The sequence below is a fragment of the Paraburkholderia domus genome, assembly GCF_905220705.1.
Classification (GTDB): domain Bacteria; phylum Pseudomonadota; class Gammaproteobacteria; order Burkholderiales; family Burkholderiaceae; genus Paraburkholderia; species Paraburkholderia domus.
Window position 1 is genome coordinate 93,398 of the sequence record NZ_CAJNAT010000003.1, and the last position, 22,246, is coordinate 115,643.

22 protein-coding genes are annotated in these 22,246 nt (G+C 60.2%); 8 read left to right on the top strand and 14 right to left on the bottom strand.

Annotated features, from left to right (window positions below; all coding sequences use genetic code 11):
- Positions 1-85 precede the first annotated feature (85 nt).
- Both KHO31_RS08280 and KHO31_RS08285 read left to right on the top strand, forming a co-directional pair.
- Positions 86-1,207, top strand: a complete 1,122-nt coding sequence (locus KHO31_RS08280; protein ID WP_211620828.1) for an extracellular catalytic domain type 1 short-chain-length polyhydroxyalkanoate depolymerase — start codon at positions 86-88, stop codon at positions 1,205-1,207.
- 177 nt (positions 1,208-1,384) lie between these two features.
- Complete coding sequence (locus KHO31_RS08285; RefSeq protein ID WP_201075083.1) at positions 1,385-1,894, top strand: phasin family protein; 510 nt, start codon at positions 1,385-1,387, stop codon at positions 1,892-1,894.
- A gap of 126 nt (positions 1,895-2,020) precedes the next feature.
- Here KHO31_RS08285 and KHO31_RS08290 read toward each other — a convergent pair whose 3' ends face one another.
- Positions 2,021-3,742 carry a putative bifunctional diguanylate cyclase/phosphodiesterase gene (locus tag KHO31_RS08290; RefSeq protein ID WP_211623032.1) on the bottom strand — a complete coding sequence of 574 codons (1,722 nt, stop codon included), beginning with the start codon at positions 3,740-3,742 and terminating at the stop codon, positions 2,021-2,023.
- A gap of 421 nt (positions 3,743-4,163) precedes the next feature.
- Here KHO31_RS08290 and KHO31_RS08295 point away from each other — a divergent pair, with 421 nt between their 5' ends.
- A complete protein-coding gene (locus KHO31_RS08295; protein ID WP_211623034.1) occupies positions 4,164-5,084 on the top strand; it encodes a LysR family transcriptional regulator in 921 nt (306 codons plus the stop codon).
- Between the two features lie 160 nt (positions 5,085-5,244).
- On the opposite strand, the gene KHO31_RS08300 is transcribed toward KHO31_RS08295, so the two are convergent.
- From KHO31_RS08300 to KHO31_RS08320, 5 genes are all read right to left on the bottom strand, one after another.
- Positions 5,245-6,429: an NAD(P)/FAD-dependent oxidoreductase gene (locus tag KHO31_RS08300; protein WP_201075080.1), complete on the bottom strand. Its 1,185-nt coding sequence runs from the start codon at positions 6,427-6,429 to the stop codon at positions 5,245-5,247.
- The gene (locus KHO31_RS08305) at positions 6,426-6,593 is read right to left on the bottom strand and encodes a rubredoxin (RefSeq protein WP_201075078.1); all 168 of its coding nucleotides are present in this window, start codon (positions 6,591-6,593) and stop codon (positions 6,426-6,428) included. Before KHO31_RS08305 ends, KHO31_RS08300 begins: the two co-directional genes overlap by 4 nt.
- A 41-nt stretch (positions 6,594-6,634) precedes the next feature.
- Positions 6,635-7,702 (bottom strand): aromatic ring-hydroxylating oxygenase subunit alpha, encoded by a 1,068-nt coding sequence (locus tag KHO31_RS08310; RefSeq protein ID WP_211623036.1) that lies wholly within the window; start codon positions 7,700-7,702, stop codon positions 6,635-6,637.
- 172 nt (positions 7,703-7,874) lie between these two features.
- A complete protein-coding gene (locus KHO31_RS08315; RefSeq protein ID WP_201075074.1) occupies positions 7,875-8,375 on the bottom strand; it encodes a GAF domain-containing protein in 501 nt (166 codons plus the stop codon).
- A 176-nt stretch (positions 8,376-8,551) separates the two neighbouring features.
- Complete coding sequence (locus KHO31_RS08320; protein ID WP_211623038.1) at positions 8,552-8,974, bottom strand: TOBE domain-containing protein; 423 nt, start codon at positions 8,972-8,974, stop codon at positions 8,552-8,554.
- Positions 8,975-9,345: 371 nt separating this feature from the next.
- Between KHO31_RS08320 and KHO31_RS08325 the strand changes: the two genes are divergently transcribed.
- The 4 genes from KHO31_RS08325 (at position 9,346) to KHO31_RS08340 (ending at position 13,458) form a co-directional block, all read left to right on the top strand.
- Positions 9,346-10,986, top strand: coding sequence for an SH3 domain-containing C40 family peptidase (locus KHO31_RS08325; protein WP_211623040.1), 1,641 nt, complete (start codon positions 9,346-9,348; stop codon positions 10,984-10,986).
- 229 nt (positions 10,987-11,215) lie between these two features.
- Positions 11,216-11,692 (top strand): VOC family protein, encoded by a 477-nt coding sequence (locus KHO31_RS08330; protein WP_201075068.1) that lies wholly within the window; start codon positions 11,216-11,218, stop codon positions 11,690-11,692.
- Positions 11,693-11,724: 32 nt separating this feature from the next.
- Positions 11,725-12,198 carry a VOC family protein gene (locus KHO31_RS08335; RefSeq protein ID WP_201075066.1) on the top strand — a complete coding sequence of 158 codons (474 nt, stop codon included), beginning with the start codon at positions 11,725-11,727 and terminating at the stop codon, positions 12,196-12,198.
- Between the two features lie 51 nt (positions 12,199-12,249).
- Positions 12,250-13,458 carry an MFS transporter gene (locus KHO31_RS08340; protein ID WP_201075064.1) on the top strand — a complete coding sequence of 403 codons (1,209 nt, stop codon included), beginning with the start codon at positions 12,250-12,252 and terminating at the stop codon, positions 13,456-13,458.
- A 59-nt stretch (positions 13,459-13,517) separates the two neighbouring features.
- Here KHO31_RS08340 and KHO31_RS08345 read toward each other — a convergent pair whose 3' ends face one another.
- Positions 13,518-14,348, bottom strand: a complete 831-nt coding sequence (locus KHO31_RS08345; protein ID WP_211623042.1) for a transglutaminase-like domain-containing protein — start codon at positions 14,346-14,348, stop codon at positions 13,518-13,520.
- A gap of 117 nt (positions 14,349-14,465) precedes the next feature.
- The gene (locus KHO31_RS08350) at positions 14,466-15,371 is read right to left on the bottom strand and encodes a transglutaminase family protein (protein WP_211623043.1); all 906 of its coding nucleotides are present in this window, start codon (positions 15,369-15,371) and stop codon (positions 14,466-14,468) included.
- Between the two features lie 497 nt (positions 15,372-15,868).
- On the opposite strand from KHO31_RS08350, the gene KHO31_RS08355 reads away from it, so the two are divergent.
- Complete coding sequence (locus KHO31_RS08355) at positions 15,869-16,588, top strand: glycosyltransferase (protein ID WP_211623045.1); 720 nt, start codon at positions 15,869-15,871, stop codon at positions 16,586-16,588.
- 217 nt (positions 16,589-16,805) lie between these two features.
- Here KHO31_RS08355 and KHO31_RS08360 read toward each other — a convergent pair whose 3' ends face one another.
- The 6 genes from KHO31_RS08360 to KHO31_RS08385 form a co-directional block, all read right to left on the bottom strand.
- Positions 16,806-17,081, bottom strand: coding sequence for a hypothetical protein (locus KHO31_RS08360; protein ID WP_201108079.1), 276 nt, complete (start codon positions 17,079-17,081; stop codon positions 16,806-16,808).
- A gap of 300 nt (positions 17,082-17,381) precedes the next feature.
- Entirely contained in the window at positions 17,382-17,642 is a 261-nt protein-coding gene (locus KHO31_RS08365; RefSeq protein WP_201075059.1) for a hypothetical protein, read from the bottom strand.
- Between the two features lie 285 nt (positions 17,643-17,927).
- Complete coding sequence (locus tag KHO31_RS08370) at positions 17,928-18,200, bottom strand: hypothetical protein (RefSeq protein ID WP_201075057.1); 273 nt, start codon at positions 18,198-18,200, stop codon at positions 17,928-17,930.
- Positions 18,201-18,501: 301 nt separating this feature from the next.
- On the bottom strand, positions 18,502-18,762 hold the full coding sequence (locus tag KHO31_RS08375) for a hypothetical protein (RefSeq protein WP_211623047.1): 261 nt from the start codon (positions 18,760-18,762) through the stop codon (positions 18,502-18,504).
- Positions 18,763-19,064: 302 nt separating this feature from the next.
- Entirely contained in the window at positions 19,065-19,325 is a 261-nt protein-coding gene (locus KHO31_RS08380; RefSeq protein WP_211623049.1) for a hypothetical protein, read from the bottom strand.
- Complete coding sequence (locus tag KHO31_RS08385; protein WP_211623051.1) at positions 19,325-21,736, bottom strand: DUF6531 domain-containing protein; 2,412 nt, start codon at positions 21,734-21,736, stop codon at positions 19,325-19,327. The genes KHO31_RS08380 and KHO31_RS08385 overlap by 1 nt, the downstream gene beginning before the upstream one ends.
- Positions 21,737-22,246: the final 510 nt, after the last annotated feature.

Genomic DNA, 22,246 nt, shown 5'->3' on the forward strand with positions numbered 1-22,246 from the left:
TGCGGATGAACATGTGGTTGAACCCATGAAGCTCATCGCCTGACCCAGCCACGCCCTATGCAGGTCAACGTATCAGTCTACGATCATGAAAATGAATGAAGATTTCCTGAAATCGATGAAAGAAGCCTTCGACCTGTTGCGTACGAAGGGGCCGAAGGAAGCGACCGCCGCGGTTCAGCGCGCGCTCGCGGGCGGCAAAGCCAAAGCAGGCAACGCCCAAACTCCGCACACGCCGCAGAGTGTCAACGAATGGGCACAAGCGTGGACACAGGCGCAAAGTCAGGCGCAATCACACGCCAACACCACGCCGCCCGCCCCTGCCGAGCGCACTTTCGACGCCGACACACCCGGCACCTTCAGCACCCACACCCTCAGCAACAGCGCGGGCCAACGCCAATACAAGCTCTACGTCCCCGCCGTCTACAACAACAAACCGTTGCCGCTGATCGTGATGCTGCACGGCTGCACGCAAAACGCCGACGACTTCGCCGCCGGCACGCGCATGAACGAAATGGCCGAGCGTCATGGCTTCATCGTCGTGTATCCGAATCAGTCACAAGCGGCCAATCATTCGGGATGCTGGAACTGGTTCAAGCCTGGCGACCAGCAGCGCGACCAGGGTGAACCGTCGTTGATCGCGGGCATCACGCGTGAGGTGATCGCGCGCTATCGCGTCGATCCAGCGCGGGTGTACGTGGCGGGCCTATCGGCGGGCGGCGCCATGGCGGACGTCATGCTGAAGACCTCGCCCGACCTGTACGCGGCAGCCTGCGTGCATTCCGGCCTCGCCTACGGAAGCGCGAAGGGTCTGCCGTCGGCGCTCGCCGCAATGAAGGGCGGCAAAGCGCATCGCAACCGCTCACACGTCGAACCGCTACGCCCGCTCATCGTGTTTCATGGCGATGCGGACACGACCGTGCATCCCTCGAACGCCACCGCGCTCATAGCGGGCTTCAACGCCGGCGTCACGACAGTCAGCGTGCCGCCACACCCAACAGGCACGGGGAGCGGCCAGCGCGGCTGCACGGTGCAACGACTTGTCGCGGCGAATGGCGTCGAAGCGGAGGTCTGGTCGATTCACGGCGCGGGCCACGCGTGGGCAGGCGGCAGCCAGCGCGGCTCGTACACGGATCCATCTGGCCCTGACGCGGCGGCCGAAATGCTGCGCTTCTTCTTCGCCCATCCGCGTGCGTCAGGTGCACACTGAACACCTTTCGACTGATGAATGATCGCGACGAAAATGCTGTACATCCTGCCGCAAAGGTATAAAGTGGCTCATGTTGCAGCGCAGCAAAAACACTGCGCCGCGCCGACCTGCCGTCTCACCTGAGACCTTGCCTCCGAAATCCTTTGGACGCCTGCGCCGGGTCACTTTGGAGATACCATGCACAGCCCCGCGATCGAACAAAACGCCGCCTTCGGCCAACGCACTTTCAACATCTTCACCGCCCTGCAACTCGATGGGCTGGCATGTCTGCAAAAACTCGGCGAGCTCAATCTCGCGGCACTGAAGGCCACCGTCACCGAAAGCAAAAACGCATTGTCGGCCGGCCAGCTCAACGCCGCGCCGTTCGCCGGCGCGGCCGAATTGCAGCAGCAACTGGTCCAGCGCACCTTGTCGTACGCACAGCACGTCAAGGAAATCGACGCGCAATTCACCGCGGCGTTGAACAAGGCCGGCGAATCGCTGCGTGAAGAGTTCGGTGCCAGCGTGGCTCAGTTCGGTTCGGGCTTCAGCCAGACCACGCCGTTCAGCTCGGATAGCGCATTCGGCGCAATGCAATCCGTGATGGCGTCGATGATTCATTCCGGCAACGTGCTGCAGGACAGCATCAAGCGTGCATCCAACATGGCCGGCACCGCGATCACCACGGCGGACAACGCCGCGCGCTGAGTCCCGCGCAAAAACGCGACCAGACAAAAAGGGGCCAATCGGCCCCTTTTTTTCAGTGTATTTGGATGACGCGCCGCGGCGGCTGAAGGACTGTGACTTTTCAGGTGGCAGCAGCGTTTGCAGACGTCAATCGGATCGCCAAGCGGTGCCCAAAGGCTTCAGTAAATTGCGCAACGCAGCGATGGTGATGGGTCGCGAGAACCAGAATCCTTGCGCCTCGTCGCAGCCGAGCGCTTCCAGTTGCGCTGCCTGTTCGGCTGTCTCCACGCCTTCGGCCGTCACGCGAAGCTTCAATGCATGCGCCATGGCAATAATGGCGCCGACGAGCGCCGCGCATTGCGGATCGGTACTCATGCGCATCACAAACGAGCGATCGATTTTCAGGCGGTTCAGCGGAAACCGCGTGAGATAAGCGAGACTCGAATAGCCCGTGCCGAAGTCGTCCACCGCGACTTCAACGCCTAATTCGCGCAATGCATGCAGCGTCTGCAATGCCTGCTCGGTATCGCCCAGCAGCACACCCTCGGTGATTTCCACTTCAAGGTACGAAGGGTCGAGCGCGGCATCTTCGAGCGCTCCACGAATCGTCTCGAACAGATTCTGCCGCTGGAACTGCTGCGGGGATACGTTCACCGCGATCCGTGGCAAGGTACCGGTGAGCCGCAGCAATTTGCCGGCGTCGCGGCACGCGGTACGGATCACCCACTCGCCGATCTGCTCGATCAGACCCGACTCTTCAGCGACCGGTACGAATTCGACCGGACTGATCAAACCACGCTGTGGATGATTCCAGCGCAGCAGCGTCTCCACCTGCGAGATGCGTCCATCGGCGAGCGTCACCTGCGGTTGATAAACAAGATGCAACTGCTGACGTTCGAGCGCTTCGCGCAGCATCGCCTCCAGTTCGAAGCGGCGCGCCGCCTGGCCTTCGAGTGCGGTGGAAAAGCGTCGCACTGCATGGCCGCTCACCGCCGAAGCCGCCGACAACGCCACGCCCGCGCGGCGCATCAGCGTCGGCGCATCCGCACCGTCGGCAGGATAGGCGACCATGCCGATACTCGCCGTAATGTTCAGTGCAGTGCCCGCGTAGTCGATCGATTCGGCGATGCGGCCCAGTGCCTCAGCAGCGAAAGCATCGGCCCCCGCGCCGGTTTCATTGATCAGCAACGCGAATTGCGTGCCGCCGATCGAGGCGATCGTACCGTCGTTCGGGAACAGACCGCGCAGCCGCTCACCGACAATCTGCAACACCAGTTCGGCCGCATGCAAACCGAGCGCATCGCGCAGTTTGCGCAAATGGTCAAGTTCGGCGATCAGCACGGTAAACCCATTGCCGCTGCGCTGACAGCGCGCGATCGTGAGCTCGAGGCGTTCGGTGAAAAGCGTCTGATTGGGCAGGCGGGTCACGCCGTCGTGATGCGAGACGTACCACAAGCGCGCCTCGGATTGTGCATAGCGCGTCATGTCGATGGCGATGCCGACATAGCGGGCAAACCCCGTGGCAACGCCGTCGGGATTGGCCGGCTCGGCAGCGAGCGGCGCCAACGCGAACACCACGCGAATTGGGTTACTGTTGCGCCGCACGTAGGTCCATTCGCCTTCATAGCGCGAGCTTACTGCCGACAGCGGCGGCAATTCGGCGCGTCGCCTCGCGAGTTCGGCTGGGTCGTGCAAGGATTCAAAGGTGCGCCGGCCGATCAATTCTTCGGCGGTGAAGCCGGTCAGCTTTTCGAAAGCGGCGTTGACGGAGTCGAACGTGCCGTCGGCTGTGCAGATGAACATGCCATATGGCGCCGCCGCAAGCGCGGCGTCGCGAGGGCGCGCTTCGGCGTAGGGGTGATCTTGCATCGCGCCGGCCTTTGAATTTCCTGGGTATTGAAAGCGAGTGAGCGTTTTTCCTGACGCATACGGCGCGACCGGCGAAGCCGGCAGATTCGGTCCGATCCGCCGGGTAACCGTGCGTATGATAGCGGCTTTCCTGCCGCACCCCACGCCGCCGTGGCGCGTGTTCCGCGTCGCAATCGTTTCACTCGGTGTATTCCCCGATTCCTGCGGCGGTGCGCCCGTCATCGCGCACATCATAAAGCGTTCGCTATTGCCGGGATACTCCGTGCCCCATGACTCAGTGCGCACGGGCTTTCGATGCATTCGCAAAGGGATTCGCCGGATTGACGACCGTTATATCCGTGGATATATTTTGCTCGCGATCCTTCAATAAAGAACTGCCGCCTCGCTGCATGGATCCGCTCGAAACAGGGTCTCGCTTTTCATGTCCAGGGAAATCATCGACTCGCACCTTCTCAAGGTGCTGCACACGCTTCTGACCGAATCGAGCGTGTCGCGCACGGCAACGTTACTTGGACAATCGCAGCCGACTGTCAGCGTGGCGCTGCGCAAACTGCGCGACATGACCGGCGATCCGTTGCTGGTGCGCAGCGGCAGCCGGATGGTTCTCACCGCGCATGCACTCACGCTGATCGAACCCGCGGCGCAAGCGCTGAACAATATCGCGGCCATTCTGCACCCCACCACGTCGTTCACCCCCGCCACCACCAGCCAGACCTTTCGCATCGGCTCGCCGGATTATCTCGATGCGTTTTTCGTCCCCGCAGTTGTCGATGCGTTTCATCGCGAAGCGCCCAGTGCGAAGCTCGAATTCAGGCATCTGATGATGGTGGACGGCGGTTACGAACACGGTCTGGAAAGCGGCTTTCTCGATCTGGTGATCGGCAATTGGCGCACGCCGCCGGAGCATCTGCATTTACAGCCGCTGTGCAAGGACGAACTGGTATGCCTCATGCGCAACGGCCACCCGATCAAACCGGGACGGCTTAGCAAGCCCGTCTACGAAGAAGCGGAACACCTGGCCGTGATGACCTACAACACGACGTCGTGGGGCACCGTCGATGTCGAACTCGCCCGCAACGGCCTGTCGCGCACCGTTACGACGACGCTGCCCTACTTCGGCATGGCGCCCTACGTTCTGGCGCGCTCCAATCTGCTGTTCACCACCACACGCGCACTCGCCACCCACTACACCAAGCTGCTGCCACTGCGCATCGAACCGGTTCCCGGCGAGCCGCAGGCACTCACCTACTATCAACTCTGGCACGATCGCACGCATCGCAGCGTTGCGGCGATATGGTTGCGCCGGCTGATTGCCAACGTCGCCAAAAATCTGGTTTCCTAAACGTTCGTTACCGGCACGCGCCTTCTTCAAACAGATAAAAAAACGCCGCAAGCAGAGCTTGCGGCGCGAATGCGATCATCGGATGTGTTGCAGGTGACAGGCCCTTTAAAACACCAAGCGATCACAAAGTGAGGTCGGTCAGACGGAAGATTGTTGTGGGTTAGCTAATGGCCCCCTCTGTCATGGCCTTGATCAGCGCGGCTTTGCCTTCGACCGCAGCGCCGAGTAATGCGAAGCCCAACGGGCGTTCACTGGTGGCTTGTCGGCACACGGCGCGCGCTGCGTGTTTCGCCGCGTCGCCGTCTGTTTCGAGCGACCACGCGCCCTCGCCCTCGGGTGTCACGACGACGGCGGGACTCGCGGGTGTCTTCACGGTAATCGGCATCACCGGGAAGGCGACGCGCGTCGGCTGCCCGGCCAGGGTGCGCGCGAGGGCCCGCGCGGCGTGCATGATCGGCAGGACATACGGCTGGACTTTGCCGTCGATCGCGGCACAGTCGCCGAGTGCATAGATATCCGGCGCACTCGTGCGGCACCACGCATCGGTTCGAATGCCCTGATCGATTTCAAGACCCGCAGCCGTGGCAAGCGCAGTACGCGGCGCAAGGCCGACCGCCGACACGACCAGATCCGCGTCGATTGGCTCGCCTTCGGCGAACGTCAGCCGGTAACCGTTCGATAAGCGGTCGATACGATTCACACTGCGTCCAGGATGAAAACGGATGCCGCCATCATCAAGCGCGCGAGCGAAGATCTCGCCCACGTCTTGCGGGAGCAAGCGAGCCAGCGGCGTCGCAGCAGGATCGATCAGACTGACCGCATACCCGGCGGCCGCGAGATCGTTGGCGAACTCGCAGCCGATCAGACCTGCGCCCAGAATTGCCACTGAGCGGCAACGCGTGAGCGCCAGCCTGAAGCGCGCGTAATCGCCGAGATCGTTGATCGACATCACGTCGCCTGCGCCGTCACCCGCCACCTTCAGGCGGCGTGGATCCGCGCCCGTGGCCAGCACCAGCTTGCTATAGCCAAGCAATGCGTTGTCGACAACAAGCGTGTGCTCGGCCGGCAAAATGCGCTCGACGTGCTGATGCACGCGAATCCACGCGCCCAGTTGCGCCGCCATCGCGATGGCGTCGAAACTCGCCAACGTCTGCGGCTCCTTCTTCATCGCCAGCGCATTCGACAACATCGGCTTCGAATAAAAACTGCCGTCGTCGCGGCTGATCATGACGATCGGCACCGTGCTGTCGAGCTTGCGCAATTCGCGCGCGACCGTATAGCCCGCCATGCCCGTGCCGACGATCACCACCGGCTGTCCCTTGTCCTCATGCAGAGCGGCCGTCATGCAATCACCTGCATTTCAAAGTCGTGTTTGCCGGTCGCGCAGTCCGGGCACAGCCAGTCGTCCGGTACGTCTTCCCAGCGCGTGCCCGGCGAAATACCCGCTTCCGGCAGACCCAGTGCTTCGTCATAGCGAAAGCCGCAGATCACGCATTCCCATACTTTCATGGCTTCTCTCCCGAATCACGAATCACGAATCGCACCGCAAACTAGCGCACATAGGCCTGGCCGAGGCCGATCTCGGCCAACGCTCGACGGTAGGCGCCAGACGAACGGTCGGCGAGAATCGGCGCTTCGGCCGCACGGTCGATCGGCAAATCTTCCGGGCGCTGTTGTTCGACGATCGCGCGATCTTCTTCGAACACCTGACGGTTGAATGTGTAGACGTCCTCGAGCGGCAAATCCTTGTCGAAGTTGCGTACGATCGGTACGAACAGACGCGTCTTACGCGCGGACACCGGACTCGCGGCATTCAGAATCGACAGGCGGCCGTTTTCGGGAAAGTGCACGGTCAGGCGCGCAAAGAACGGCACGTCCACTTCGAAGAAGCGGTGCCACAAATAGCCTTCAGGCGCGCGATGCTGCATCGACTTCGGGAAGTTGCTGACCGTGCTCACGTACTCCGCGTGCATGCCGCGTTCGCGCCGCTCGACCGAATACTGCGGCACCACCGGGTTATGCCGGTCGGCAAAACTGTCATGGTGAATCCACGCGAAATGCGCGACGTCGATGAAGCCTTCGGTCTGACGTCCCGCCGAAGCGTTGATGTCGATCGAGGGCGGCAAGATCTGCTGGAAGTCGGGATCGTCCCAGCCAGGAAACGCGGGCAACGGTTCTGTGCCGCCGCCAAGCGAGACCCACACGAGGCCATAGGCTTCCTGCGTCGCATACGTGACGAGATGCAAGCGGTCGGGAATCGGGCCGTCCGTTTGCGACGGAATGTGCTTGCACTTGCCGTCGTTACCGTACGCGAGGCCATGATACGGGCACACGATGTTGCCGTTATCGACCCATCCCTGGCTGAGCGGCGCGCCGCGATGCGGACAGATATCGCGTGCGCTCACCAGTTGACCGTTCGAGCGGAACACGACCAGAGGCTCGTCGAGCAGCGTCACGCTGATGGGTTTATCGGTCACGTCGGCGGCGAACGCCACCGGATGCCAGTAGCGGCTGAGAATTTCCCAGTCGTGGCTATCGAAAGTGCAATTGCGGGGTAACGCGGGGGAACGTTGGAATGTCAGCGGCGTAGCGGTGGCAGTAGCGGTGGCGGAACTCATGCATGTCTCCAAAACCTGGTGGGGGTTCGTCGCGCTCATGTCCTGTCTTGAGCGCGTGGAGAGGACGATAGCGGGATGAGGTCCGCCGACCCATCCCCTGAAGTGCATCTAGTCTATGTACGAAAAAGCATAGGCTGCCGCCGCACTGCCGGATTAATCCGCCTCGAAACGCCTACGATGCGCGCGGCAGTGCGGCTTCGATAAACACCGCGCACAGCGCTTCCATGCCTTTCGCGTCTTCTTGGTCGAAGCGTGCGACGACCGGGCTATCCACGTCCCACACGCCGATCAGCGTGCCGTCCGGTGCGACCAGCGGCACGACGATTTCCGATTGCGACGCCGAATCACAGGCGATATGACCGGGGAATTCGTGTACGTCGCGCACCACTTGCGTCTGACGGGTTTGAGCCGCCGTGCCGCACACGCCCTTGCCGAGCGCGATACGCACGCAAGCGGGCTTGCCTTGGAACGGCCCGACCACCAGTTCGCGGCCGTCGTGGAAATAGAACCCGGCCCAGTTCAGATCGCTCAGCGAATGGAACACGAACGCGGAAAAATTCGCGGCGTTGGCGATCCAATCGGTTTCGCCGGCGAGCAGCGCGCGCGCCTGGGCGACCAATTCTTCGTATTGCGCGGCTTTGGGGAGATGCGAGGCAGAGGAGACTTCGAACATGACGGCGTCCGTAACGAAAGCGGAAAGAGGAACAGCGAGGCGTGCAGTGTAAATCAAGCCGCCGTTTCCTTCACGGCACGCCCTGCTGCGCATGCTGCCCTCTTTTCGTCCGATCACGTGCCGACTGTTGGCTTTACCCAGACGTTAAGCCTGTGGGCAATGCCATGCGTCTATCGTTATTCGACGCCGATGATCACGCTTGAAGCCTTGAAGATCGCCATCGCCGCTTTGCCGCTCGCGAGGCCGAGGCGGTCGACGCTTTCATTGGTGATGATCGCAGCGATCTGCGCGCCGCCAGCGCTGATGGTCACTTCCGAATTCACTGCGCCCTTGGTCACCCCCGATACCGTACCGGCGATGCAGTTGCGTGCCGACACCTGGCTCTTCGCCACGTCGACCATCACGATCACCGACGACGCCTTGACCAGCGCGAATGCCTTCTTGCCGGCAGCAAGACCGAGCGACGTCGCGCTGCCGTGCGTGATGATCGCGACGATCTCGAGACCGTCCTGGGTGCGCAACGTTACTTCGTCGTTCACGGCACCGTGTTTGACTTCGGCGACTTCGCCGGCGAATTGATTGCGTGCGCTGGTTTGCATGTTGCTCTCCTGGTGGTGAAGCCTCGTGAAAGACCATTCGAGGCGATGTGTCGAGAGTAACGAAACGTCCGGTCTTTAGGCCTGCTTGTGCGTGAAGTGCGGTTTGGCACAGCCGCTATTGACGATTCGAACTCCAATGAAACCACATAACTGTTGTGTAGATACACTCATAACGCCGTGAAGTCACAACGCGGGCAATTGGCTTCATGCGTCCAGCATGGCGTGAAAAGTGGCGCTCATGTCCGCGAGGAGCCTGTAAGCGTGGGAACGCCCCCGCTCGTTCGTCCCGTGCAAGTGCAGCAGATATCCACCTCCCTGCCCGTCGCGCGACACCGTATCATCGTGCCCTTGGACCATCACTATCGAACTCCATGCCCGTCGCCGTTCTGCCCCGCTCTGCTACACGCTTCGCCGCCCGATTGCCGCACGTGCGCCGTGCCGCCATGCTATGCGCCGCCCTCGCAGCCGCCGCTACCCTCGCCGCCTGCAGCAACCCGTCGCCGATACGCGATACCCACACGAGCGTCGACACGGTCACGCTATTCCCGATCGCCAATTACGACCAGAACGTCGACCACTGGCTCGAACCGGACAGCCCCGGCTACGATCAGCCGTTCCTGAGCCCGGCGGATCAGCAGGCGCACTTCAGCGCCCTCTACGCGCGCTATTTCGGTACCGGCACGACCGCACCGTCGCCATGGAATTCCGCTTACGTGGCGATGCGTGTCTATCGCCAGCAAGGTGCGGACATTGTCGCGCTGCAGCAGCGCCGTATCGACAAGTTCGACAACACCGGCAAGAGCGGTGCGGCGATCGGCTACGGCGAGAATTTCCGGCCGCACGACAAGGCGTGGATCGACGCTATCGCGCAAAACATGGACGTCGAACAGTTCACGCAGGCGGCCGTCTACAAGCCCGAACGCCGCGCGATCGCCACCAGCAACCTGATGGTGCGCGAACTGCCGACCACGGACCCGTCGTTCTACGATCACCACCTGGCCGGCGAAGGCTATCCGTTCGACAATCTGCAGATCTCGGCGGTACGCCCTGGCACGCCACTGTATGTTCTGGGCAGCAGCGTCGACGGTGCGTGGCGCTACGTGCAGACGCCCGACGTGCAAGGCTGGGTGCGCAGCGACGGCGTCGGCATGACCGGCGACACCTTCGTCGACACGTGGCGCGCCGCCACCGCGAAGTCGCTGGGCGCGGTAACGGTGGCCTCGGCGCCGGTGCGCGACAGCCGCGGCGTGTTCCGTTTCGACGCGCCCGCCGGCACGCTGCTGCCGCTCGCCCCGGATAACGCCACGCGGCCCGCAACAGAGGCAATTAAAGCTGCGAGCGAAGCTTCCAACGCCCGCGCCTCGCGCAAACTCTTCGTCCCGGCGCGCGATGTGGACGGCCAGGCGATCATCCGCACCGCGCAACTGAGCGATGCGCAGATCGCCCCGATGCCGCTCGCCGCCACCCCGCGGCATCTGGCGATGCTAATGAAAACGCTGATCGGGCGGCCGTACGGCTGGGGCAATAGCGGCCTCTACAACGACTGTTCGTCGGAACTGCAAAGCATCTTCGCGACGTTTGGCGTCTGGCTGCCGCGCCATTCGTCGACGCAGATGAGCGCCGGCCGCATGATCGATCTGTCCGCGTCGACGCCGGCGCAACGGCTCGACTACCTCGCCCAGCATGGCGAACCGTTTCGCACGCTGATCTACATTGGCGGCCATGTGATGCTATACATCGGCAACACGACCCGCAACGGCATCACGGTGCCGGTGGTCTACCAGGACGTGTGGGGCTTACGCCCGGCCGACAATAGCCGGCGCGCGGTGATTGGCGGTTCGGTGATCCTGCCGCTGTTCGAACACATCCCGGAAGACGCGGCGTTGCAATCGCTCGCGGCGACCCCGACGTTCCAGATCAGCATCCTCGGTGCACCGGGCGGCGCAGCAGCGACGCCGTCGGCCCCCTCCACACCCGCCGCGCCGCCGGACGACGACAATCCGGCCGGTTGACCTACAGTCGGAAGCAGAAAACCCGGCCGGTTGAACCTGTGCGGCGACCACGCGCCGCACAGGCGTGCCCACGCCGACACCCGCACCTCACGGCGCCGCACGGGCGTGCTTAAAAATATTTTTTCCGGAGTGTCGATTCAAAGGCGATGCACTCGTCGTAACGTTGAAGGCCTGGCTCACGCAGTCGGTCTTTCAACTCACGAACCTGTTACTTCAAGGAGTCGCCGTCATGTCCAGCCCCGCTGTCAAACCGATCCCGGACGGGATGCACTCGCTGATCCCGTATCTGATTTGCGCTAACGCCGCAGACGCCATCGCGTTCTACATCAAGGCTTTCAACGCCGTCGAGCAGTATCGCCTGCCCGGACCCGGCGGCAAGGTCATGCACGCCTGCCTGAAGATCGGCGACTCCATGCTGATGCTGACCGACGAATGGCCTGATCACAACGCGCTGGGCCCGAACGCGCTGAAAGGCACGCCGGTCACGATTCACCACTATGTGGAAGATGTCGACGCCAGTTTCAAGCAGGCCGTCGAAGCCGGCGCGACCGTCGTCATGCCGCTTGCCGATATGTTCTGGGGCGACCGCTACGGCCAGTTGAAGGACCCGTTCGGCCACAGCTGGTCGCTCGCCACCCACAAGCGCGACCTGACCCCGGAACAGATTCAGCAAGGTATGCAGAATATGGAGTGCGGCCAGCAATAGGCCACGCACGCCATTCAGCACGAGGAGGACGTATGCAAAAGATTTCGCCATGCCTTTGGTTCGACGGTAACGCGGAAGAAGCCGCACGCTTCTACACGTCGGTGTTCCCCGATTCGCGCATCACCACCACGATGCACTACACGGATGCCGGCCCTGGGCGGAAGGGGGACGTGCTGTTCGTCACCTTCGAGCTGGAAGGTCAGGAGTTCGCGGCCTTGAACGGCGGCCCGCAATACAGCTTCACGCCGGCTATTTCGCTGTTCGTGCACTGCGCGTCGCAACAGGAGGTCGACGGCTATTGGACGAAGCTCCTGGACGGCGGCAAGGCGATGCAATGCGGCTGGCTTCAGGACAAGTTCGGCGTGTCGTGGCAGATCGTGCCGGACGCACTTCCCCAGATGCTGCGCGACCCGGACGCGGCGAAAGCGAGCCGCGTGATGCAAGCCATGATGAAAATGGTCAAGCTCGATATCGCGGTGCTCGAACAGGCTTACCGGGGCGGCTGACGCAATCTTTGATAGGATCGGTCTCGACCCATAAACGGCGAGACATGAACGGTGCGCGTCAACCATCAGGCTTTCTTCTGCTCGCTGTTCGTCGCGCGTCTCGCCGATCAGGTCCTGTTGTTCCTCGTGCCACTCGTCGTGTTTCAGACGACACACCAGGTGTCGTGGTCTGGTCTCGCGTTCTTTATCGAAACGCTGCCACGCTACCTGGTCTTTCCCTTCTTCGGCGCATTGTGCGACCGTATCTCGCCGCTCAAGCTGATGCGGGTGAGCCAGACCGTGCGGGCGCTGGTGTGCTTCGGCGGCGTGCTGGCTTATGCGCTGTTTGGCGGCATCGGCTGGCTGATCGCGCTCTCGGCATTGTGCGGTGTACTGACGAGCCAGGGGCTGGTCGCGCGCGAAGTGATGCTGCCGCAAATTTTCAGCACGCAGCAGTTCCAGCGCGTGCTCGCCTACTCGCAGCTGGCGGACCAGTTGGGCTTCGTACTCGGCCCGATGCTGGCCGCACTGCTGCTCGGCTTGTGGCGCTGGGAGTGGGTGGTCGGCGCAACCGGCGCGCTGTTTCTGCTTGCCGATGCAGCGTTGCTGCTATGGCAACGCACCAGCGGGTTCCGCGCCGGTGACCCACGTCCCGTTGCACCAGGCCACTGGACGATGCCCATGCGCATCGCACTTCGCCATGTTCTCGTTCTGCCCGGCCTGAAAAAAGTGGTGCTGCTCGCCGCCGCCGAAAATCTGGTGATCGGCGTGACCCTTGCGACATCAGCAGCAATGGTGACCGGTTTTCACGCGCAATCGAACCGCTACTATGCCGGCCTGCAGACTGCCGGCGCCGTGGCCACAGTGCTGATTCTTTTGACGATCGCGCGTAACACCTGGCCTGCGCAAACACTCGGCCGGGTCGCGTTCATTTCAATCTGTGCCGGTGGCGTGATCGCCGGTGCGAGTGCGGCGCCTTGGGGCTATGCGCTCGGCTTTCTGCTGATTGTCGGCTTCGACAAGATGTTCAATGTCTACATCCGCAGCGCACGGCAGAAAATCATTCCGCCCGAGGACTACGGCAAGACGACCGGCGTGGTGATCCTGTTGAACAACATGACTCAACCGCTCGCCGGTTTGCTGGTCGGCGTGTTTTCGGCGCGGGCACAAACCGGCTGGCTGATCGTGATTCTCTCGGTGGCGATGGGGTGCATCGGCGCGGCGGTATCGATCGGCTCCAAGCTGGTTCGGCGCAAACGCGCATTGGCGCTTGGGGAATGAGCTCGCGTGCTGCGTCTGAACGCCATGAAAGTGCTATCCGGCACGTCGCACCGGGAGCCTCAGGTTTTTTCAGTGGCAGAAAAAACCTGAATGGCCTCGCACACCACATCGAACTTCAGCAGTTGCGTAGGTCCAAACGCATTGCTGATAGCGACATCCGCAGCATCTCTGCCACGCGCCATCAAAACCCGCCCCGTCCGGGGCACATTATTCCGCGGATCGAATGTCTGCCAGCACCCGCCAACATACGCCTCGAACCACGCAGCGAAATCCATCGTCGCATAAGGCGGCGGCGTGCCGACATCGCTGATATATCCCGTGCAATACCGCGCCGGTATATTCATCGCCCGGCACAGCGTTACGGCCAGGTGCGCGAAATCCCGGCATACCCCTTTCCTCTCCTGCCACGCCTGCCAGGCGGTCTTGGTTGGCCGGGCGAAATCGTAGCCAAACACAATGTGGTCATGCACGTAGTTGCAAATCGCGTCCACCCGCCCGCGACCGAGCGGCATCTTGCCGAACGTCTGCCACGCAAATTCGGATAGCAAATCCGTTTCGCAATAACGGCTGCCCAACAGAAATACCAGCGAATCGTCAGGTAACGCCTCCACCGCATGCTGCTCGGTAAACGGCGGCCGCATCTCGGGCTCTGACGACACCTCGAGCACCGCGCTCGTCGACAACGCAAACCGTCCCTGCGGCGCCACGACCCGGCTGCATAAATTGCCAAAGCCGTCGCGATACTGCCTGATCGGCACCGGTGGATCGACCGCCAGCAAATCCGCGCTCAGCACTTCCTTCGCATGCGAAAAGTGCGTGTTCAACATCAACATCATCGGCGTCGGTTGCACGCACTCATAGACCAGCTCGTAGCCAACGCGCAATTTCATCACGACACCCTCTTCCAGTTGAAACGTTCAATTGACGCGTCCGGCGAGCAACCTGCGTTGCCGCTCCGGCTCACACATTCGATTTTTACAGGCCCGTTCATCCGGCTCACGCCTCACTCACCTTCGGTCACCTTCGGTCACACTCACATCGACCTGCAAACCGCGAAACGAATGCGGCGCGCCGTGCCATGTACCCCACAACGGCAATGCCTGGTAGTAGTTCCACGCCACCGCCACCCGGATCAGATGGCGATTGCCGACTATGCTATTGGTCGGATCAAAATCGACCCAGCCGGCGCCCGGCAAATAGATCTGCAGCCATGCATGCGTCGCACCGCCGCCTTGCGTCGCGTCGTGCTCGGGCACGAACAGATAACCGCTGACAAAGCGTGCCGCGAGACCGAGCGAGCGCACCGCATCCATCATCAGCACCGCGAAATCGCGGCAACTGCCGCTGCGGTTGCGCAAGGTGTCACCGGGACGGTTCACGCCCTTCTCCGTGCGGCGCACATAGAAAAACGTGCTTTTTATTTCAAGCGTCATCGCGCGCAGTAGCGCCATCGTGCCGCCTGTGCCGTTCTTGCCGCTCGCACCGCCGCCGCCCTGCACAGGAATGAAGCGGCGCGCCCATTCGTCCACGTCGCTGTCGGGATACTGGCGGCTGCGCGCGTTCACGAGATCGGACGCTTCCTCGTTGGTATACGCGAACGGCCAGTTCACCGCGTACGGTTCGAGCGCGTAGTCGGGCATCGGCGTTTCGAAATGTTCGAGCGTCGCTTCACTGTCGAAACGCAATTCGCTCGCCTTGCCCACGAAACTCGCGACCGCCACCGAGTTGTCGAACACGTCGTGCAGCCAGTGCAGCCGCGACGGCGTCGGCGTAATCGCCAACTGGGTCGTGACGAGGCGCAAGTCGTGGCTGGCGCGCGGGCGGAACATCATCCGGTGCTCGCCGAACCGCACGGGTTCCGAGTAACGGTAGACGCTGACGTGACGCACCGTGAAGCGCTTTGGCTCAGTCATCTGACAGGCCGATGGATGCAACCGGGTTCGTCCTGAGCATCACGTTCACGCTGGTAAAACTGCTGCCGCAGCGGGCGTTGAGCGCCCGGCACGGTTTGATCCTGAATGAGCCACGGCCAAAGTTCAGCGTGGTGGGATGCTGTCATCGACAAGCTTTCGATTTCAGCATACACCCGCCATATTGGTTGAAATCACTCATTTGACGGCAGCGCGGTTGCATGCGGAAGTTATCGACAGAATCTTCTGTTCGCAAATCTGGCTAAAACCGTCCCCATATGGAGTGATGCCCTGTCACACATGGCCTTGCGGGCGGCGCGTAGGGAAAATTCCGCCTCCTGCGCTCCCGCAACCCTCCGTTCCCGCGCTTTTCCCCCAGGCTGCGGCGCGGGGAAACCACCGTTCCCCCACAGAAGAGCTGACCTGCATAATCGAGATAGTTCAGTGTGGATTGGCGATAGATATAATCCGCCGTTTCAGCAATCCCACGAAGAGCCTTCATGCGAGTCGCCGTCATTAGCGCCTACTATAAAGAGCCGCTTCAGGTCTTGAGAAGATGTCACGAAAGCGTTCTTGCGCAGCCTGGTAACGTGACCCACTTTATGATCGCCGATGGATTCCCTGTCTCCGACGTTGATAGCTGGGCAGGTGTGGTCCACATCAAGATTCCCAATCACGCCGACTACGGAGATACACCTCGCGGTGTAGGTGCCGCGTGCGCGGCCGCGAATGGATTTGACGCGATCTGTTTTCTTGACGCCGACAACTGGTATGAGCCAAACCATGTCGAAACGATGCGCATGATCGTCGATGAAACGGGTGCGCAGGTAGTCACGGCGACTAGAAAGATTCTCACTGTCGACGGCCGTATGCTCGGCATCTGTAAAGAATCGAACAGCGTCGATTTCAACGACACCAACTGTTATTTCCTCACGCGCCCGACCTTTCCCGCATGCGCGGCGTGGCTATTCAAGGACGCGCGCGAAAGCATCAGCGGCGACAGGATATTCTGGAACGCCGTGCAAGCCGGTGGCTACGTGCGGTTCCACTCAATCGAGCCGACCGTCAACTACGTGAGCACGCTCGCATTTCACTATGAGATGTTCGGAGAAATTCCGCCAGACGACTCAAAGGTTATTGCAAAACTGCCGGGCCATCAGCATTTTCAGATGTTTAGTTACGCGCAATATAAGGCGATGGGCGGAGAAAGCGGCCGGTAATGGCTGTCGTGTGCACACAAAATTATCTGTTGCACCGTGCGCACTGCGGTCGTGCCGCTTCAGCTATTCCGGGAAATTGCCAGGCATCCGGCAGGCACGGGTCTGCGCGCCGCCGGACGGTTGTGATAGGGGACAGTCACGAAGCCTCAGCCCGGCTCGCCCCCCCCAATGCAACGGCCAAACGTCAGCCGGTAACGCTACACAGCACTCTGGCCAATTACTCTTCTAACGGCCTGTCGATTGGGTGCGGTGTGAAGCTCATATATTGTTTGATCTCCGGCTGCCCCACCGCAATCAGATTAAGCACGCCACCACCAAACCGACGAACAAATTCGTCGTCAATCCTGAAATCGAATTCGTCCAGCAGGACCGGCATTTCGATTGCTCCAGCCAAAACTGGAGCCAACCTCGCTGGTGAGACAGACTGCAAAATCAACTGTTGACGATCTTCGTCGTAAGTTACTACTACGGAACACGGCGGAAACTTAGTCATCGATACCCTCTGCACTCTTGATCGATCTATAACGCCCTCTGCTTGCACAGCGCGGTTGCCCGCACGCCGCCCATGTGGAAAGCAATCGCATTGCACATTTCCATTCGAGCCTCATACTGCAAGAAGCATCCGCGCCGGAGATTTACGGCGACGCGCGGCCCACGCCGCCCGACGATCGTGATAGGGGACAGTTGCACTTCGCCATCGAACATCAGCGGCGCCGCTTACGCCCCCCTCGGAGTGCCATAACCAAACGTCGATCGGATGGCACTTACCCTCTGGTAGTTACTCTTCCGACGACTAATCGATTGGGTCCGGCGTAACGGTCATGTATTGCTTGATTTCAGGCTGACCCAGTGCGATTGCATTGAGCATTGCGACTCCGAGCCGACGCGCGAACTCATCGTCAAGCCTGAAATCGAAGTCGTCTAACAGAATCGGCACTGTGAATTTTCCAGCCAGAAGCGGGGCTAGCTTGGCAGGTTCAACTAACTGCACATTCAAACGCTGACTGTCTTGGTCGTAGTTCAGAACTACGGAACGGGGTGGATCAATAGCCATCAATACCCTCTGCACTCTTGATAATCTAGAAATACCTGCTGTTTGCACAGCGCGATGCCGCGCGCGCCGCCCCTATGGAAAGCAATCGCATTGCACATTTCGATTTGAGCGTCATGCTGCGTACGGCATTCGCTCTGGAGATTTACGGCGGCGCGCGGCCCGCGCCGCCCGACGATCGTGACAGGGGACGGTTGCATTTCGCTACCGAACATCAGCGGCGCCGCTTCCGTCCCCCCTCGGAGGGCCGTAACCAAACGTCGATCAGATAACACTTACCCCCGGTTGCTACTCTTCTGACGACTTGTCGATCGGTCCTTCCGTGAACGTCATGTACTGTTTGATGTCAGGCTGCCCCAGCGCAATCGTATTCAGCATCCCGACTCCAAGCTGTCGCGCAAATTCATCGTCCAGTTTGAAATCTTGTTCATCAGCCATCACCACGCCCATTCTCCCTGCAACGAGCGGGGCAAGCCTAGTTGGATCAATGGTATGCACTATTAGCTGCTGCAGATCTTCGTTGTAGGTCAGAACCACAGAATACGGCGGATGTTTAGCCATCAGAGCCCCTACACTCTTAATAAATTTGGAATACCGTCTGCTTAAACGGTGGGGCTTCTCGCTCGCTGCCCGCCCGAAAATCGATCGCATTGCACATTTCGATTAGAGCGTCATACTGCGCGAAGCATTCGCTCTAGAGATTTCCGACGGCGCGCGGCCCGCGCCGCCGAACGGCGTTGATAAGAGGACGGTTTGCGCTTTTCCCACCGGCCTCATCGGGCTGGTTCCTGTCCCGCGGCACCATGACCAAAAGGTCGGTCGGTCATGGCGCTCAACATCCGATTAATTACTCTTCTGACGACTAGTCAATTGGGTCCTCGGTAACGCTCATGTATTTCCTGATGTCCGGTTGCCCCAGTGCAATCAGACTAAGCATCGCGGCGCCAAGCCGTCGCGCGAACGCGTCGTCAAGCCTGAAATTGTGTTCGTCCAGCAGGATCGGCACCTCGAGCGTCCCGGCCACGACCGGGCCCAATCTGGCTCGATCAATAGCTTGCACAGCAAACTCTTGACGATCTTCGATGTAGGTCAGAACCACGGAATACGGCGGATGATTAGTCATCGATACCCTCTGTACTTTTGATAGATCTGTAATGCCCTATGCTTGCACAGCGCGGCTGCTCGCACACCGCCCATGTGGAAAGCAATCGCATTGCACATTTCGATTTGAGCGTCATACTGCGCGAGGCATTCACGCTGGGGAGCTCCGGCGGCACGCGGGCCGCGCCGCCGGAAGTTGGTGATAAGCGGACAGTTTGCACTTTTCCCGTGGGCCACATTGGGGTCGTTTGCGCCCCTTCAGTGCAATGACCAAACGTCAGTCAGTCATACCACTTAACCGCTGGTCAATTACTCTCCTGACGGTCAATCGACAGGTCGTTGTGTCACGCTCATGTATTGCTTGATGTCCGGCTGACCAAGCGCAATCAGATTCAACATGGTAGCTCCAAGCCCTTGCGCGAATTCGTCATCAAGCCTGAAATCGAATTCGTCTAGCAGAATCGGTACTTCGAATTGTCCGGCTATGAGCGGAGCAAACTTAGCTCGGTCAACAGCTTGCAAGGCAAACTGTTGACGATCCTCGAGGTAGGTCAGAACCACACAATACGGCGGATGATTAGCCATCAATAACCTCTGCACTTTTGATAATCTTCGAATGCCTGCTGTTTGCACAGCGCGATGCCGCGCGCGCCGCCCCTATGGAAAGCAATCGCATTGCACATTTCCATTTGAACTTCGTACCGCGCGAAGCATTCACTCTCGTGACCCTCCCTGCCCCCACACTTAACCATTCCGCCGCCACCGCTCGCGGCTCCGAAGAGCGCGCCGTAAAGCATTGACCTCTTCGCGGAGCCAGTCAGATCCGGCACAAGGGCAGGATAAGGAACCTGCGACTGATCGCTCAGCAGCAACTCAGTTGTCTCGCCCCACTTCGGAAGTGTATCGCTCAGTTCACTACCAAACAGCTTCCCCGTGAACGTGGCTTTCCACGCCATGTAGCATTCAACGCAGAGTCCTGGTATGAAGGCATCGGCGTCAGACTGAAGTCCGGTGAGGTTAGCGGGTGGCGAAACCGGCTCATTACCCAGCTCCCAGTTGGTGAGCCACACCCCAAGTTCAGCATCGCTGATCGGCTTCCACCAGGCGCCGTTCGTTGACACTTGCGCCGTACGCGAGGACACCGTGCCGTTCGCGGCATAACGATAGTCGACGCTTAGTACGCGGGCGAGTCCGCCATTAGCAATACCTGCCGGTTCGTCATACTTGAAATTAGACACGCGACCGCGCTCGTCGTAAGCGATGCTCGCCTTACCGCTGTTGCCCGCTATCTGTGTTGCACGATTCGCGGCGTTACGCTCAAGCGTTCGCATCGCCCAACCTGACACGGCATCCTGCGTCGTTGCGATGTTGCCCTTTGCGTCATACGTGTAGGTCCAGTCTTCAATCTTCTTGCCATCCTGGGTGACAGTGGCTGACAGAAGGCGACCCACATCGTCGTAGCGTGCGCCGACTGTCATTTGACTACCCGTCCCGACCGCTTGCAGTCCCTGTTCGCCCGTCAGGTCGGTCGTTGCGCGTTCCGCATAGCCCGTGACGTTGCTTCGCGAGTCATAAACGAATGCGCGGACTTTGCCCGGTGTAGCGACCAGATGCGGACGCAACGAATTGGCATCGCTGTATTCAATCGTCGTTACCGCTTTCTTCCCGGCAACGGTCGCAGTTGCCTTCGTTGGCCGGTTGACGCTGTCCCAGGTGTACTGGACACCTCCATCGGGCGTCTGCCTCTGCTTCAGATTCCCTGCCGCATCCCACGTTCTCGATACCGCGCCGGCTGGCGTAGTAATTGTTCGAGGACGCAACGTGTCTCCGACATCAAACGAATACGTGCTGGTGCCGGACATATCGCTGAGCGTCGTCGTGCCGGAACCGTAGCTGAGCGACACATTACGTGTCGTGTCGGGATGGGTGACCGAGATTGCACGTCCGGTGGAATCATAGGTCCACGTTGCAACCCGCGAACCGGACTCGTCCTTTACGCCTGTCAAGGCGTTTGGAAAGCGGGCGTCCTCGTACAGATACTGACGAACGTGGCCATATGGTGCAGTTACCGAAGCAAGATTGCCCTTTCCGTCGTAAGCGTAGTCCGTGGGCATTCCCAAGGGATCTACCAGCGTAACGACGCGGTCGCTATTGTCATATACCAAACGAATTGAAGTCGCTGTTGCCAGTACTACGTTATCGACTGGCCACCAGGCGATCGATGACAGCCGCTGCCTGCCGTCATATGTAACCTTGCGGATCACACCCGTGCGGGTTGTTTCGGAATAGAACTTGCCGCTGGTATCCGAGTAGGCTTCCGTCGTGCCAAGCAGTTCGTCCTTCAGGTAGAAGTACCCGTCGCCAGCCTTCGTCAGGGAAAGACCAGCGGTTCCTGGCACGGCCCACGCTCCGCCAATCCACTTGAATGTCAGCGGTTGCCCGTTACCCCGATAAGCAGCGATTTTCGGCGTGCTCGCGTTAACCGCCGACAGATCAAGCCTTCGCTGCCAGTTGTTGACCCAGTAGCCGCCCATCGCCGTCTGCGTTTTATCGTAGGGCTTCGAAAGATAGGTACGGCTAAAGACAAGTGGAGACGTGTCACCGCTCGCGAAGTCAGCTTCGGAAACCATTACGTTGCCGTTCGCTGGGAACACTGGGTCTGCCACAGGACAGGAGTCGTCAGATGGATTGTCGGTCCCGTTGCACCAGGGAATAATCAGATCGGCCCTGCCCACGCAGTCGTAAGTGCCGAGGCCGATAGGGGTATTGCTTGAAACGTCGAGAGGGCACGACGGGGTTCCCCGGATCGCATGTGACTTCGGATAGAGCGCAAGACACTCCTCGTCAGTTCCCGCGCGCGCCCCGAAAGCGACCATCAACAACATGAATGCGGCCAGTAGACGGGCCAGGTTGCCTGCTGGCCCGCAAGACGGTTTGTTTATTCTCGTACGCAGCCATTTTGTCTTCTCCTCGATACTCAGCACGTCTTCTCGCATCGCCTCTTCCCAAGGTCAAAAGCAGAAGTAAACGCGCCTTCAACCGGCCTTACAACGATTCCGCAACGATCTGTAACGTTTCATGCAATTGCCCTGTTGCCACTACAAACGTCGCCTTCACTCCCCTACGTAATCCGTAGGGAATTACGCAAGAGCCCGTCAGTCATCAACGCGTCGCAATGAAAAACCCAGAACGTCAGACGCTGGATATCCGTACGTGAAAGTGATTGGACGTTGGCACGCAAATCAAGGCAGGTCGGAAGGGAAAAGACGGGGCGCGTAACACGCCGCACGAAAGGGAGATGAGTAGCGCAAGAAAGCGCTACGAGAAGAATCGCAGTACAAAGTGCGATTTCACAATATCAGACCCATGAAGAACGGGCTAAATCTCACTGGCGAAACACCCGAACGGCGACCACAAAGTTATCCCCAGTTTTTGTTGGCAAATCTGTGCATAACTATCCGGCAAAATCGGCAAGCTCTTGATGCGCTTGCTGTTTTTACCGTTAC